The 14,955-nt window shown below is 47.6% G+C and carries 10 protein-coding genes, 1 pseudogene and 1 CRISPR repeat array; of the genes and pseudogenes, 4 read left to right on the forward strand and 7 right to left on the reverse strand.

Going from position 1 to position 14,955, the window contains the following annotated elements; translation table 11 throughout:
- Positions 1-718 precede the first annotated feature (718 nt).
- Positions 719-944, reverse strand: a pseudogene (locus QNH46_RS17055) (endo-alpha-(1->5)-L-arabinanase); the annotation flags it as partial.
- 524 nt (positions 945-1,468) lie between these two features.
- Between QNH46_RS17055 and QNH46_RS17060 the strand changes: the two are divergent.
- The 4 genes from QNH46_RS17060 to QNH46_RS17075 all read left to right on the forward strand — a co-directional run bounded on the left by QNH46_RS17060 (position 1,469) and on the right by QNH46_RS17075 (position 6,817).
- The gene (locus QNH46_RS17060; RefSeq protein ID WP_283925329.1) at positions 1,469-2,470 is read left to right on the forward strand and encodes an ArsR/SmtB family transcription factor; all 1,002 of its coding nucleotides are present in this window, start codon (positions 1,469-1,471) and stop codon (positions 2,468-2,470) included.
- A gap of 207 nt (positions 2,471-2,677) precedes the next feature.
- Positions 2,678-3,676, forward strand: a complete 999-nt coding sequence (locus QNH46_RS17065; RefSeq protein ID WP_283925330.1) for a substrate-binding domain-containing protein — start codon at positions 2,678-2,680, stop codon at positions 3,674-3,676.
- Positions 3,666-5,579: a cache domain-containing sensor histidine kinase gene (locus QNH46_RS17070; RefSeq protein WP_283925331.1), complete on the forward strand. Its 1,914-nt coding sequence runs from the start codon at positions 3,666-3,668 to the stop codon at positions 5,577-5,579. Before QNH46_RS17065 ends, QNH46_RS17070 begins: the two co-directional genes overlap by 11 nt.
- Positions 5,579-6,817 (forward strand): response regulator, encoded by a 1,239-nt coding sequence (locus tag QNH46_RS17075; RefSeq protein ID WP_283925332.1) that lies wholly within the window; start codon positions 5,579-5,581, stop codon positions 6,815-6,817. The genes QNH46_RS17070 and QNH46_RS17075 overlap by 1 nt, the downstream gene beginning before the upstream one ends.
- A gap of 263 nt (positions 6,818-7,080) precedes the next feature.
- A CRISPR array of direct repeats spans positions 7,081-9,133; the repeat unit is 32 nt; unit sequence ATTTCAATCCACGCATCCGCGAGGGATGCGAC.
- A gap of 170 nt (positions 9,134-9,303) precedes the next feature.
- Here the strand turns inward: QNH46_RS17075 and cas2 are convergent.
- Genes cas2 through cas5c form a run of 6 tightly spaced genes read right to left on the reverse strand, consistent with a single transcriptional unit; the run spans position 9,304 to position 14,764 of the window.
- Positions 9,304-9,594 carry a CRISPR-associated endonuclease Cas2 gene (cas2, locus tag QNH46_RS17080; RefSeq protein ID WP_283925333.1) on the reverse strand — a complete coding sequence of 97 codons (291 nt, stop codon included), beginning with the start codon at positions 9,592-9,594 and terminating at the stop codon, positions 9,304-9,306.
- Positions 9,595-9,603: 9 nt separating this feature from the next.
- Complete coding sequence (gene cas1c, locus QNH46_RS17085) at positions 9,604-10,635, reverse strand: type I-C CRISPR-associated endonuclease Cas1c (RefSeq protein WP_283925334.1); 1,032 nt, start codon at positions 10,633-10,635, stop codon at positions 9,604-9,606.
- Complete coding sequence (cas4, locus tag QNH46_RS17090; protein ID WP_283925335.1) at positions 10,632-11,291, reverse strand: CRISPR-associated protein Cas4; 660 nt, start codon at positions 11,289-11,291, stop codon at positions 10,632-10,634. Before cas4 ends, cas1c begins: the two co-directional genes overlap by 4 nt.
- Entirely contained in the window at positions 11,281-12,144 is an 864-nt protein-coding gene (cas7c, locus tag QNH46_RS17095) for a type I-C CRISPR-associated protein Cas7/Csd2 (RefSeq protein ID WP_283925336.1), read from the reverse strand. The genes cas4 and cas7c overlap by 11 nt, the downstream gene beginning before the upstream one ends.
- Entirely contained in the window at positions 12,141-14,048 is a 1,908-nt protein-coding gene (gene cas8c, locus QNH46_RS17100) for a type I-C CRISPR-associated protein Cas8c/Csd1 (protein WP_283925337.1), read from the reverse strand. The genes cas7c and cas8c overlap by 4 nt, the downstream gene beginning before the upstream one ends.
- A complete protein-coding gene (gene cas5c, locus QNH46_RS17105) occupies positions 14,045-14,764 on the reverse strand; it encodes a type I-C CRISPR-associated protein Cas5c (protein ID WP_283925338.1) in 720 nt (239 codons plus the stop codon). The genes cas8c and cas5c overlap by 4 nt, the downstream gene beginning before the upstream one ends.
- Positions 14,765-14,955 lie beyond the last annotated feature (191 nt).

The following is a 14,955-nucleotide window of genomic DNA, read 5'->3' on the forward strand; positions in this document are numbered from 1 at the left end:
AACTTTTTATAAAAATATAAAATTAAATGGCATACCGCGCTTAATAAGGGAAAAAAATAAAAAACGATGCTTATTTTCGAGAATTAGTTTTATATAAATATATAACATATCATTGGAATACTCCATATTTTTCTTGTTTAGTTTACTTTTAAATTCGCCTCGGGGCGTTTTATGGGATATGAGAAATATTTATTTATGCTTATTTAAATTTATATAAATATATAATATATAGGTTGATATATTCATGTTTTTTAATCGTTCCCAGGGAGAGACGGTAAAAATTATGACGCTTTACTTCCGTATGGAAATTTATTGGTTTATATCTATTTGGGTTAAATGGTGATGGCTCAACTGGTCGGCTGAGGATGGTTATTAACCTTGAATAGTGGTGGGCGTACTAGTTGGGCTGGGCGTGGCTAATAGCTTGCTTCAGTAGGCTGGGCGTGGATTGGGCAAAAGCTAACGGACACAGAAGACCCTATTCTCGCTTTTTCGGCTACTTTGGCGACCTAACGGACACTGGGGGCGTTATTTACTCAAAACACATATCCTTTTCAGTCATTTGGGTACAATAGCTGAACCACGGTCCGTTAGCATACGGATTTGCGTTTTTTTGGGGAAATAACGGATCTAGGGTCCGTTACGTTTGCAGCAAAGCTTTACTTCATTCGAGCATAGTGGGACTGAGGCGCTGGCATGTAGGCTCGATGGTGTGCTATTCCGTCAGCTCGGTAGTCACGTTCGGGATCCATGGATTTCCGTCTTTTTACTCCCGAAGCGATTTGCGTCCAATTCACGAAATCCGTCGTCTTCGCCGCCGCCAAATGGAATCCGAAGACATAGTAAGTATCGTCCACCTTGATAACGGATGGATCATGAACGGATGCATTTTTGAAATTCGGCACCTCTTCTGCCGCAGCTTGCTTTCCCGTCTCCGCCTGCACTTTTCCGCCTCCCTCTGTCTCCCCTTCGGGCAATCCGGTCGCAGCCTGCCCGCTGCACGAAGCCAGCAGCAACAGGACTGTCCAACCGATGGCTATTTTTAGTTTCAATGGTAACCCTCCTGTGATTGTAACCCGATTGATTCGCCAGCGATTCCTGCTTGTTTCAAATAAATATAAACTAATTTCACCCCCTTAAATAAATCCGCTTACAATTATAAAATAACAAATCAAATCCACACAGTAAACTAATAAATTTAAATCTTTTTAAGGTTTACTTAATCTTTATCCACTCATTTTCAATTTATCTTATAGATATCAATAAATATTCGAACATTAAGTTGCAGCACACTTTTATTGATTTATACAAATATAAAATAATAATACTTATATTTAGAATTAAATGTTCGATATTGCAAAAATATTACATTATTTAATTAATTGCTTTCATTTTCAGTTTTGTTGGTTTATAATTATTTGAAACAAACGAAAATGAAATCAACTTTTTTCGGAGGCTGGTACGGTAGATGATCTACATTAAAGATCTAATGAGCGGGATTGACATTTTCAAGGCTCTTGGCTCAGAGATTCGAATTCAAATCCTGGAGCTGCTGGCAAACAATCAATCCTTGAACCTGAACGATCTGGCTAACAAGCTCAATCTAAGCAATGGCGCCATCACGATGCATATTCGGAAGCTCGAGGAAAGCGGGCTTATTGAAATCAATACGACGGTAGGCAAGCACGGAATCCAGAAGATTTGTTACTTGAACAAAGACAAATTAATGGTTGATTTACGCAGTAAGGATGTCGAAAATTTATATGAGGTGGAAATCCAGGTAGGACATTACAGCGACTACCAGGCGGTTCCTACCTGTGGACTGGCGACGAAGGACAGCATTATCGGCGATTTTGACGACCCGCGCTATTTCGCGGATCCGCAGCGGATCGACTCGGAAATTATTTGGCTCGCTGACGGATTTCTGGAATACCGGATTCCTAACTATTTGAAGCCGAATCAGACGTTCCGCGAAATCCAGTTCTCCATGGAGCTGAGCTCGGAGGCGCCCGGCTTCAATGACAACTATCCGTCCGACATTTACTTCTATATCAATGGCATCGAAATCGGCTACTGGACAAGTCCGGGCGATTTCGGCGATGCCCGGGGAACCTTCAACCCCGACTGGTGGCCGCCTCATTTGAACCAGTACGGCATGCTTAAACTGATCCGTATCAACCACGAAGGCAGCTTCATTGACGGATGCCGGATTTCGGATGTCACCATCGATCAGATCAAACTGGATTACAAAAGCGAGCTGACCTTCAGAATCGCGGTTACCGATAAACCCGTGAACAAAAGAGGCTTAACGATCTACGGCAAGCATTTCGGCAACTATAGCCAAGATCTGCTCGCCCGGGTGCTCTATGATGTTCATGAGGTCCATGAGGCCGAGGATAAAGCATCCTCAAGACCCGGCAAGGATAGCAAGCACACAAACCCGACGGTGCAGGCTACAGCTCAGGAATAAGCAAGGAAACTCATCGGATCAGCCACAATAGGATACAGCAATCAGCCGGAGGCTGTCTTTAGGTGCGGAAGCAATGTTCTGCATAAGAGACGGCCTTTTGCCTGTTCAGGTCTTTTAAAGGCCAGGCGCTGCTTGGGAAAAGGATATATTTCAGCAGCGATTCATAGTATGATGTGTCCAAGCTCTGTCTTTGAAAGGGGTTTCAGTATGAAAAAGATTTGGATCGTCTATTTGCTCCTGATCGGCTTTTTTCTGCTGTACGTACTGGACTACAGATCCCAAAGCCACTTGAACGAACAGTGGAAAACCGCAGGATTGCGTGGTGAAATCGATGAAAAATACGTGATGGTCACCTTTCAAATGGGGATCGATTACTGGAAAAGCAGCCTGAAGGGCTTCGAGGACGCTGCCCAGGCGCTGAATGTATCCGTCGAATACCGCGGCTCCACGCAGCGCGACGTCCATGAGCAGATTACGGTGCTGGAGCAAATTATCGCCAAGAAGCCGGCGGGCATTGCGATTTCGGCCATTCATCCCGCCGATTTGACGGAGACGATAGGCAAAGCGGTGGACGCGGGAATTCCCGTCGTCCTGTTCGACTCCGATGCGCCCGGAAGCAAAGCCTATTCCTTCCTCGGCACGAATAATTATTCCGCAGGCATTAAAGCTGCGCATCAAATGGCGGAGCTGACGAATGGCCGCGGCCAAGTCGCGGTCGTCACCACGCCCAACCAGCAGAACCATCAGGATAGAACCGACGGATTCCTGGCTACCATCCAGAAGGATTATCCCGAAATGAAGGTTGTCTCCGTGAAGAACGGCAAGGGGGATCAGATTTACTCCCGGCAGTCGGCCGAGGAAATATTGCGGGATTACCCGGATATCGCCGGTATTTTTGCGACGGAAGCGAACGGCGGCATCGGAGTTGCGGAGGCGGTACGGGAAATCGGCGGGAGCCAGCGGCCGAAAATTATCAGCTTCGATACCGACAAGGGCACGCTGGATCTCGTCAAAAGCGGGGATATCTCCGCAACGATGGCCCAGGGCACCTGGAATATGGGCTATTGGTCGCTGCAATTCCTTTTCTCGCTCGGACATGATCTGAACACCGCGCAAATTCCGGGTACGCCGCCCGTTCCCGAGCAGGTGGATACCGGAATCACGGTAGTGACGCGGCAAAACGTGGATGATTACTATGCGAAATAAGTTTACGTCGGCGGGGGTGCGCCATTTGTCATTCAACAATTTACCGATCCGCTATAAGCTGATTATCCATTTTCTGCTCATCAGCATCCTTCCGTCTATTGGGCTCGGTTTCCTGATTCACTGGACCGTCGACCGCGTTCTGGATCGCCAGGTTACGAATAACACCCTGCAGCTGATCGGCAAGGTGAATGAATCTCTGGAGACATATGTAGAAAATTTGCAGAATATGACGTTCCTAATCGCTTTTAATCCGGATGTTCAGCGTTTCCTGGAACCTGATAGCAAGAGCGGATCAGCGCCGGCGCTCGCCTCCGAGGAGGATCATTACGATATCCGCAAATTTCTGCAGGGCTTTACGACTCTCCATTCCGAGGTAGCCGGCATTATGATCGTGAACAGCAGCGGCAAATATATCAGCAACGAAATGTATGCGCGGACGGAGAGCGACTTAACCCGCGAATCGTGGTATCAGGAGGCCGTGCGCAATAAGGGGATATTCAAGATCGTCGGCCATCCGAATGAGCGCAATGTCACCAATCATGTCCATTACAAAAACAGTGAAGTGGTGTCGGCTGTCCGAGCAATTCTCGACCCGGATACACAGCAGGTGAAAGGCGTCGTCCTCATCGATTTGAAGCTGAGAGTCATCGCAGAGACGGCACAGGACGTCCGGCTTGGCAAAACCGGTTACCTCACGGTGATCGATAGCAGCGGCGAACTCATCTACGCGCCTCCTGAACCGTACATCGAGCATATTCCGCTGGATTGGCTGAACAAAGACAGCTCGGGAACGTATTCCCATCAAGCCGACGGACGGAAGCTGCAGTTCATCTACCGGGTATCCCCGTTTACGAACTGGACGACGGTCGGCGTCTTCAGTACGGAGGACTCCATTTCGGAGATACGGGAAATCCGCTTCTATGTCGTCAGCTTCGTGTTCGTCGTCTGCCTGCTCGGCATGACAGCTTCCTTCTACCTGGCTCATTCGATCTCCAGGCCGATCGGGCAGCTGATGTCCTTCATGCAGAAGGCTCAGTCCGGCGACTTGACGATCCGCTACTGGGGCGACCGCTCGGATGAGGTGGGTCTCCTCGGCCGCCGCTTCAACGAAATGCTGCTGCAAATCAACCGGCTCATTTCCTTGACGGAACGGCAGGAGCGGCAAAAGCGCGAGGCCGAGCTCAGCAGCCTTCAGGCCCATATTAAGCCGCATTTTCTATACAACACGCTGGACACCATCCACTGGATGGCCCGCCGCAAGGATGCCGTGGATATCGCCGAAATGGCAGAATCACTGTCAAAGCTGTTCCGGATCGGGCTGAGCAAAGGCAATGTTATTATTCCATTATCCGATGAAATCGAGCATATTCGCAGCTATTTGCAAATCCAGCATGTCCGCTATCAGAACAAGCTGGATTATGAGCTGAAGGTCGATCCGGCCGTGCAGGATTTCAGTGTACTGAAGCTCATTCTTCAACCCATCGTAGAGAATGCGATTTATCACGGGATCAAAGAACGCCGGGGTCCGGGACATATTGAGGTGGAAGCGATGGAACGAGAAGGAAACCTGGTAATTACGATTCGCGACAACGGCAAAGGGATGCCGGAGCAGCAGCTGTTGGAGCTCCGCCAGGCGATTGAACAAGCAGCAAGCTCAGAGGAGGAGCCTGGCTCCGGTCAGGCTTCCATCGGGAACTGGGCCAACGCTCCAGCTGGAGAAGCCGCAAAAACGGCTGGAGAAACGAAGGGTTACGGCATCTTGAACGTGCAGGCCCGGCTGCGGCTTACCTTCGGCGATAAATACGGCCTTCGCCTAGACAGCGTTCTGGGCGAAGGAACAACGGTAACGGTAATGCACCCGCTGCTGCGGGACAATGATTTTCACAATGGAGTTGATCGCTGATGTTAAATCAATTTTCACCTGCCTCTGCTCACCATTGGAAGGTACTTATTGCCGACGATGAATTCATCATTCGCGAAGGCATCCGGGAAAGCGTCGATTGGGAGAAGCTGCGGCTTAAGGTCGCCGCGGAAGCCGAAGATGGCGAGGAAGCGCTTGAGCTCGCCCTTCGGCATCGGATCGACATTTTGCTCGTCGATCTCAATATGCCCATCATGGACGGAATTGAGCTGATGAAGCACGTCCGCGAGGAGCTGCCGGAATGCAAAATCGTCATCATCACAGGCCATGATGAATTCACCTATGCCCAGACGGCGATCCGCCTTCAGGTGAAGGATTACATCCTGAAGCCGGCTAATCCGGCGCAGCTGGAGAAGGTGCTGCGCCAGGTCAGGGATGAGCTGGAGGCTGAGGCTATCCAGCAGGAGCATCTGCAGACCGCTTCGCGGCAAATTACGAAGAGCTATCCCCTGCTGCGGGAACGCTTCTGCCAGGAATGGATGGACGGGAGCATGACCCGGGAGGAAATCGTGGAGCAGCTGTCTTTTCTCCAATTGCCCGTCACTGCTCCCGCCCTGCTCGGCATGATCCGCCTGCGCGAGGCAGCTGCGCCGAAGCCCCTGATGAAAGAGAGCGAGCGCCAGCTCTATTTGTTCGCGATTGAGAATATTGCCGCCGAACTGCTCGCACCGTACCCGAAGGTCATCTTCCGCGATCCCTTCGGCGTCATCGTGGTGCTGCTCTGGAGCTTCTCGGCCGATGCTGATTTCCATCAGATCGAATCGTCCGTGCGGACTTACTTGAAGGTTGCCGTAGATGTCCATTTGACCGAGGGAGATAACGACGTCGCAGCAATGCCTGCCGTCTTCCGCAAGTGTAAATCCGCCGTATTGAAGGAGACCGCTGTCTCCCCGTTAGTGCGCAGAGCGAAGCAGTACATGCTGGAGCACTTCGGCGACTGTACACTGACCCTGGAGTCCATGGCCCAGCAGCTGCAATCTTCCCCGGTATACTTAAGCCGGATGATCAAGCAGGAGCTGGATACCTCCTTCAACAGCTATTTGACGCAAATCCGCATTCGCCGGGCTTCCCAGCTGCTGAACGGCACCGACCTCACTATCGCCGAAATCGCCAGGCAGGTCGGCTACGAAACCCAGCATTATTTCAGCACGGCGTTTAAACGCACCACCGGAATCTCCCCCCTGCAATATCGCAAAGGAGGCGCTGCTCAGGATGAGTAGCGCCATGTTTTTTGCAAATCAATTACGAGAGATGCTACGCGAGTCTATGACATTCGACAAAAATGATCATTTAATTTAAGCTCTACAAGGTATATCTCAATGAGAATGCTGCAAAAAATCAAAAAGCTTCTTATTCTCGCGGACTTGGGCAATACGACCCGGTTCAGTTTGTCCTTGAAGCGCAAGGTTCTTCTGTATTTCAATCTATTTACCACGAAGATTGCGAGCTACACTCCCCGCTGTATCCGCTCCCCAAAGTCCTTATTTCAATCCACGCATCCGCGAGGGATGCGACTCATGGATTTTTTGAAACACTGGGACATCACAGAGATTTCAATCCTCGCATCCGCGAGGGATGCGACACGCAGAAGGAGGCGCATATATTTGGCGCACATCACTATTTCAATCCACGCATCCGCGAGGGATGCGACGGAATAATCTGTGCTGGGGATGGCTTGTTGGCTGAACAATTTCAATCCACGCATCCGCGAGGGATGCGACGACGAGCAGGAGCAAGCAGCCAAGCATCAGACTAATTTCAATCCACGCATCCGCGAGGGATGCGACACGGTTACACGCGCTTTGCGTTCGGCGATGCGCTATTTCAATCCACGCATCCGCGAGGGATGCGACCCGATAACATAATCGTAGTAGTCGCGCCGGCCGTGATTTCAATCCACGCATCCGCGAGGGATGCGACCCAAACAACTCACAATGGGTATTTACGAGATAGACATTTCAATCCACGCATCCGCGAGGGATGCGACCGATTATGCGGAAGAGGGGCAAGTGGAGTTATTCATTTCAATCCACGCATCCGCGAGGGATGCGACGAGGTTAGCCTAGTCCGCTCAACATGATGTGGTGGCATTTCAATCCACGCATCCGCGAGGGATGCGACTCGAAGAAGGGGAGTCTAAAGAGGATGAATGACGTATTTCAATCCACGCATCCGCGAGGGATGCGACGGCGGAGATTGCTGTACACGAATTACGGCTACAGATTTCAATCCACGCATCCGCGAGGGATGCGACGCGCACCGAATATGAAAAGCTGTTACGCAGATTGGAGATTTCAATCCACGCATCCGCGAGGGATGCGACGGATTCGGCGTTCATGTGGTCGAGTTGTCCGATGGTATTTCAATCCACGCATCCGCGAGGGATGCGACGCATTGTCGCAGGTGGTTCGTGGCGTCGAGGACAATTTCAATCCACGCATCCGCGAGGGATGCGACCACAGCCGCCAAGCTTGAGCATCCAGCCTTTACCATTTCAATCCACGCATCCGCGAGGGATGCGACCCAAACAACTCACAATGGGTATTTACGAGATAGACATTTCAATCCACGCATCCGCGAGGGATGCGACGAGGTTAATTTTACAAAGCAACGCAACGGCAAGACGGATTTCAATCCACGCATCCGCGAGGGATGCGACCCGGTTTTGCATATACTGGGATTTGTGCGTCTGGATATTTCAATCCACGCATCCGCGAGGGATGCGACTGCCGCCACTCAATGTCATCCATTTACTTTTAAATTTCAATCCACGCATCCGCGAGGGATGCGACTAAAGTTCTCTACTATATGGCAATTGTGCGCATTTAATTTCAATCCACGCATCCGCGAGGGATGCGACTTGTCCGGTGGTGGCAAAGAATACGTGCTATACAGCGAATTTCAATCCACGCATCCGCGAGGGATGCGACCTACAGCAATCAACAGATGCCCTCGCTGTCACATACCCATTTCAATCCACGCATCCGCGAGGGATGCGACGAAGCAGCTCACCTTATACGGCGCTGGAAGATCGGGATTTCAATCCACGCATCCGCGAGGGATGCGACGGGCCAAGTACGGTGGATTACATGGGAGATTGGATTTCAATCCACGCATCCGCGAGGGATGCGACGAAGGCGAGGAATAGACATGTTAGGTAAAGCTAGTATTTCAATCCACGCATCCGCGAGGGATGCGACACGCCTGTAATAGGCTGTGAGGAGGCTAAAGAGGATATTTCAATCCACGCATCCGCGAGGGATGCGACTCAGGGACGCAAAGCCCGTGAAGCTTTATCCCACCTATTTCAATCCACGCATCCGCGAGGGATGCGACAACGCCGCTGGGCAATGTGCAGATTATCGGGCCTATTTCAATCCACGCATCCGCGAGGGATGCGACGATAGTTTGGCGGATGATTTAATCCTGACGCTGATTTCAATCCACGCATCCGCGAGGGATGCGACGGTGTAATCAATCGATAGCCCAATCCTGAGCGGATCGATTTCAATCCACGCATCCGCGAGGGATGCGACTGCGATTTTTGACGTATAACAACGCCATAGTCGCAAATAACACAACATTTATGCCTATAATTGTGTTAACACCCAATTTTAGTCGTGTAAATTTTTCTTTTATTGATAAATAAAGTATATTTTCTGGTGCGAATGTCCCTGGAGAATCATGTTCGCTTCACATTCGCACCTTACAAAATTAGGGGCCCTTCCAAATCTAGTGACTCTTTGACACCAATGTGCTCAACCTTATTCCTATAGTTATTCCCTAGCTGGTAGAAGCGGAGGCTATCCTGGTCAGGATCGATAATGTCTATAAGCTTTAGCTTTAGAGTTGCAAATTGAGCGGCATCAACCACACATTCAAATACTGAATTTTGCACGCGCTGTCCATAGTTTTGGCATACTTTGGATACCCTTCGTAATCTGCGTTGCCCCGCACTGCTCACCGTACTTACATCATACGTAATTAATACTAGCATATCTCACACCTACTTCCATAGAAATGGAGGATATTCATCCAAGTCATTACGTAAATGACGCGCCAGCAGCAATGCCTGTGCATAGGGTACGAGTCCCCAAGAAATTTTCTCGCTAAGATACGGGTGTGTAATCTTCTCTTGCTTCTTGTTCTGCCAAGCTGCTAAGAATTTTTTTCTTGCTTCATCCGTCATAATCACAGCGCCATTCTCTTTATGAAGGAAGTCCTCATGATTGACGATTTTCTTATTAATTAAAGTTAGAACGAACTTGTCAGCGTAGATTCCTCGCAGCTCTTCCATTACATCTAAGGCTAAAGAAGCTCGTCCGGGGCGATCCCGATGCAAGAAACCAACATATGCATCAAGCCCCACCGCTTCTAAGGCTGATGCCGTATCGTTAGCTAACAAAGTATAAGCTAGCGACAACATAGCATTTACGTTATCCAATGGCGGTTTTCTTGAACGGGTACGGAAATAAAAATGTTCTTTCTGCTGCAGGATCATTTGATCCAGCAATGCATTGTAGCTGACAGCCGCTTGACCCTCTAAGCCCCTTAATCGCTCCAGATCTTCGCATGCTCGTACATCCATCATAATAGACGATAGGTGTTGGGACACTTCTTTAAATTGATCTACATTCACACGCAACGGGTAGTCCCGGGTCATTCTCTCAATCATCCATTTATGATTGAAAATCTTGCCTACAATGAAATTCCGGGCAATTTTAGCGGAAAGCAACTCGTTTTCCGAAAGCAGGTATTGTTTCTTCCGCAGAACTACATTCCCTTTGCTTGCTCCAATAACTCTAGCCAGAAATCTTCCGCTCATCGTAAGAAACACCAATGAAATATTTCTGTCCGCGCAATACCCCATGAACGCTGGACTTGCCCCCGTATAACCAAATGCTACAATGGATTCCAGATTGTGAAGCGGCAGCCTTCCGAGCTTCTCCTGCTCCTTGAGAAGGATAACATTATCTCCATCTAAGGATAAGTAAACATCTGGTTGCGTAATAAATAGCGTATTCAGCAGCTTTTTCATTCCTTAATTTTCCCTTCAATATAGCTCTTTACAGATCTTTTATTCATTAATTCTGGCAAACAAATCAAATGAAGGGAACAGCTTTTGCAAAAAGAACCCGTCTTGACTTTCGGCGTCAGTCTACGGATATAGTAACCCTGCATTTCTGCAATAATCGCTTTTACTTTATCCTTCATATCCGCAGTCAAGCCAACCTCGACTCTATGCTTGATTTCATTATAGTACATATAACCTTTATCAATATGACATAACAGCATTTCCTCCAGACAAATTGCTTGAGCTGTAAGTTGCATGAGGTCAGCATCATTTAACTTGGGCTTTCCCCGTTTATATTCAATCGGGTACACATTGTATTTGCCCTCGGCACCATGGATTTGAACACCCCGATCATCTCGGATAAACTCTACGACATCACATATACCGGTGATCCTCAGTTCATTCGATTTGACAGGCATAGCCCTAACGATAAGCCGATCTCCCCTCTTTTCTCTGACAAACGGTTGATCCGCCTTCTGATGCAGGTATTGCCCTTCTATCGTTCTGACGTTTTCTTCCCACTGCTGCTCAATATGAATTAAGGCCCATTGCCGTTTGCAAAACTGGAAATGCTGGATGCCCGATAACATCAGGTAATCGTCATCTTCCCTATAAGCCATCTATAATTTCAACCTTCAAGCCTTCTAATTCTACAAGTTCAATTGAATAGTCCGCGAAGGATTTAGGCTCGTCTGTCCGTGAAGTCACCTTCAGCGAACGATGCACCTTGGCAGAAGAATATTGGCCAAGCTTCGAATTATGCTCCCACCAGTACACCTTATGAATCTCCATACTTCCATCTGGCCTTGCTGCAGAAGCATCATTCTCAAACAAAGTGACTAACGCCTGTTTAATCTTGTTTGCATCCTCAAGCGTAAAACCTGTTTTCTCAGCTAATTGAGTATTAATGCTTCCGTAAAAAACATACAGCCCGAAGTCTACACGATGCTTCATGCCCATCGTATCCGAACCACGTTCTTTCCCCGGCTCGGAATTAACGCTCTTCGTAATTTGCGTACTTGTAATATTAATCGGGTCCACACTAACTGCCGTATGAATAGATACTGGTCCTCTTACACCGACAGAGACACCACCGCCTTTATCCGAGCCTTTAAAAGCAAATACTTGTCCAAAGCTGCGAACATCCAACCATTCCTGGCATGCTACCCTGGCAAAGTCATCACTGGAGCTGGACTTGGATTTCACAACCTTCTGTAGCTCAGGATTCGCATCTGCACGCTCTCTCAAGCTGGTAAAGGAATCTGACTTCCGGTCATTTGATTGAACAAATATCGCTTCCCCCATATCTTGAAGTCGATTTCTGATTTTGCGTTTTATCGCCACATCTGAAATTTCACCATGACCATCATAATTTTGTCTTGGGCGATTTCCGTTTAAAGGGTCACCATTGGGATTAGCATTTCTCACCGATAGCACTACGGCAAAATCTATTTTATGATTCAAAATTGTCATATCGATCTCTCCTCATCATTCGATACTTCTAAAGTATCTTGATTTTTTTCCTTGCCTTGGTAGAGCTCATGACGTTGACTATAGAAACCTAACAAATACTTGCCCGATAATGGCTTATTATTAAAATCTTCGACTTTTATTCTGGATGCTATCTCATCAATCATTTTGGAATGATAGTTTGCCTTCGTCCCCAACCGAGCCTGATATGGCTGCAAGCTTTGCTGAATCGTCATCCAGGTTCTGGCCGGGTGTCTTGAGAAAGCGTTCATATAACGAATGGCATTGGTCGCTCTTGTCTCTTCCCGCCCCAGAGCGGAACGTTCCAAGACATCTGCTACCGCCAATAATCGACCGAACAAATAATCACGATCATTATTCTCTGGCTCTAATGACAACTTGAATCCCTCCTGTCTATTAATTAAGGCACAGGCAATACTTAAGGTTTTCTCCCACTCCCATTTATCCATAGAGACGGGATTGGATGCATGATGAAATGCACTGGTTACGATATCCTGCGGAATTTTCAGATCATCCACAATACATGGCAGCATACGCTCCATTAATCCTTTAACAATTTTCTCACTAGCTCTGGGTCCATAAGCGGCAAAGGCAATATCCCTGGTAGCTGGTGCCCCATAAAATTGCACCAATTCACCCTGATCATTCTTACGATAACGATGCAGCCAGGCACAGGACGAATGCCACTTCACCAGCCTGTCCAGATACAGTTCCTTATTCATATGCCGGTAGTATAATACAGCCATTCGTCCTGTTGTAGCTGAATCCAGAACCATGATGTTGACTTCGGAGTGGGATGTGATGTTCCCTCGATAGCCATCCAATGCTTTGGAGAACTCAAGAGCAAACTCCTGGTTCGTGAATGACTTTTTTGCTGTTACTGTAGTAGACACGGGATCAATCGAAAAAGCGTCTTCCATCGGATCGACCATCTCCGGTATATCATTGCCCCATATCAGAAACACTCGCTGATCAAAGATTTTTCCTTGACGGTTAATCAGCCACTTCAAGGCGTTATGGGCCTTCTGGGATACCTCGTAACTGATACTGGCAACCTCATTACTTTGGCTAAAACGACCTCGAAACGTAAATCCGCTAGTATCATTAGCCGATATAAGCTTTGCTTTATCTGCAGGATTCCTGATTTTATTCGCATGCCTGTCCGTACTCGGTAATCTTTGACCTGTGACATAACAAATATCTTCGCTGCCTAATAAGTCTTGGTAGTATTTAATGAAAGAATCGTACATCTCCCGATCCTTCCACACTTTGGTTAGAATTTTGTTGGGAGAGTACACATTAAAGCGTATAAATGCACTTTCCTGTCCCCCGGTTACCGTTGAGAATATGAGTGGTTTTTCGGGATATAAACTCTCATATTTCTTATCCCATTTATCAATCAGCTTGTGATCCGCATCCACGCACAAAATTTTCTCATTGACCAGGTCTTGAATTAACTGTCCTTTTCTTAAGTAGTTATAAATGCTGCGAACCTTGGCTGTAGCATAGGGAGACTGAGCCCAGCTTTCCAGTTGCTTGATATAGTATGTATAAGGCTCTTCTTTCTTGATCTGGCCGCCATAAGCGACGAAATCCCCAGCAACATAGCTTAATTTATCGTGCAGCGGATAAGGCGCGATCTTCGAGCCGGCCCGGCTTGCCGATTCCTCGGTGCACGGGATGAGGGTGCTCGCATCCTTATTATCGATAATATACGCGGAGTGAAATTCTCCGTCCTCGGTAACCTCTACTTCTATATGTGCATTTTGCGTTGTATGAGAGATAGGTAGCAAAGTATATTCGCGATCTTTGTATCTTTTTTCGACTTCGCCTACGCGATCCAGATTCGACTCATAAGTTTCATATAAATGCAATAACCAGCTCATCCATTTCCCTCCTCTCCAATTTGTGCTAATAGTTTGTCAACGAACTCAACATTAGATGAATTGAAGGTCTTGGGCTGCATATCGGAAACTTGGCGAACCTGCGTGCATTGTTCTGGCCGAATAAATTGGATAATGCCCTTTCTCATTACCGGATTCCATAGCCGGAGTTCCATCTGATTTCTGCCTGTCTCATCCGGGTAATTGATGCCGTGGACCATATGCCCGAAATGTAGTTCTTCTACCTCATCATAAAATCCCTTGCCTTCACCAAACACACAAGGTTCAACATACCCCTGACATTCCCGCGTCCCAAGGAAAATGTCTCTGCGCCCCCCAGCCTTAACCGCTCTTCTCAACATATTGTGATGCTTATGCTCGTTGCGATCATCAGCCAAATCTGGACGGTTCATGTTAAATTCAAAATGTGCTCTGACTTGATACCTCGGCTCCTTCAAGTACGTGTAATTCGCTAATGTATTCCCCCCGCTATAATCCATGGGACGAATGCCTTTGGATTCCATACGTATAGGATTCATAACACGAACCTCGTCAATGATCATAATCAACGTCGGCTTCCAATAGACGCTTTCAAGTATTCCCTTCATTGCCTGATAGGTCGGAATCTGATAGCTCAGCTTCTCTCCTCCCAATTTCGTCAACGGATCAGTAAACAGTGCATAGTCACCGTATACCTCGAATTCGATCGAGTTTCGCATAGAGCTCACCTCCTTCCTTATTTTGGTGCTTTGGCAAATCTATAGTATCCCATAATCTAGGTTTTGTAAATATCATAATACATTATATGAACATCAATATATCACTTTTGACTATGTTATAATAATTTGTCGCTATATATAGGGTGTAAATAGCGTGGATTGAAAAATATATTGTATTATGTGAAAACCTA

This window comes from Paenibacillus woosongensis (assembly GCF_030122845.1).
Lineage (GTDB): Bacteria > Bacillota > Bacilli > Paenibacillales > Paenibacillaceae > Fontibacillus > Fontibacillus woosongensis_A.

Bases quoted from the DNA above. Each gene is read 5' to 3' on its own strand.
- QNH46_RS17060 (WP_283925329.1), top strand. From the start codon at position 1,469: ATGATCTACATTAAAGATCTAATGAGCGGGATTGACATTTTCAAGGCT.
- QNH46_RS17065 (WP_283925330.1), top strand. From the start codon at position 2,678: ATGAAAAAGATTTGGATCGTCTATTTGCTCCTGATCGGCTTTTTTCTG.
- QNH46_RS17070 (WP_283925331.1), top strand. From the start codon at position 3,666: ATGCGAAATAAGTTTACGTCGGCGGGGGTGCGCCATTTGTCATTCAAC.
- QNH46_RS17075 (WP_283925332.1), top strand. From the start codon at position 5,579: ATGTTAAATCAATTTTCACCTGCCTCTGCTCACCATTGGAAGGTACTT.
- cas2 (WP_283925333.1), bottom strand. From the start codon at position 9,594: ATGCTAGTATTAATTACGTATGATGTAAGTACGGTGAGCAGTGCGGGG.
- cas1c (WP_283925334.1), bottom strand. From the start codon at position 10,635: ATGAAAAAGCTGCTGAATACGCTATTTATTACGCAACCAGATGTTTAC.
- cas4 (WP_283925335.1), bottom strand. From the start codon at position 11,291: ATGGCTTATAGGGAAGATGACGATTACCTGATGTTATCGGGCATCCAG.
- cas7c (WP_283925336.1), bottom strand. From the start codon at position 12,144: ATGACAATTTTGAATCATAAAATAGATTTTGCCGTAGTGCTATCGGTG.
- cas8c (WP_283925337.1), bottom strand. From the start codon at position 14,048: ATGAGCTGGTTATTGCATTTATATGAAACTTATGAGTCGAATCTGGAT.
- cas5c (WP_283925338.1), bottom strand. From the start codon at position 14,764: ATGCGAAACTCGATCGAATTCGAGGTATACGGTGACTATGCACTGTTT.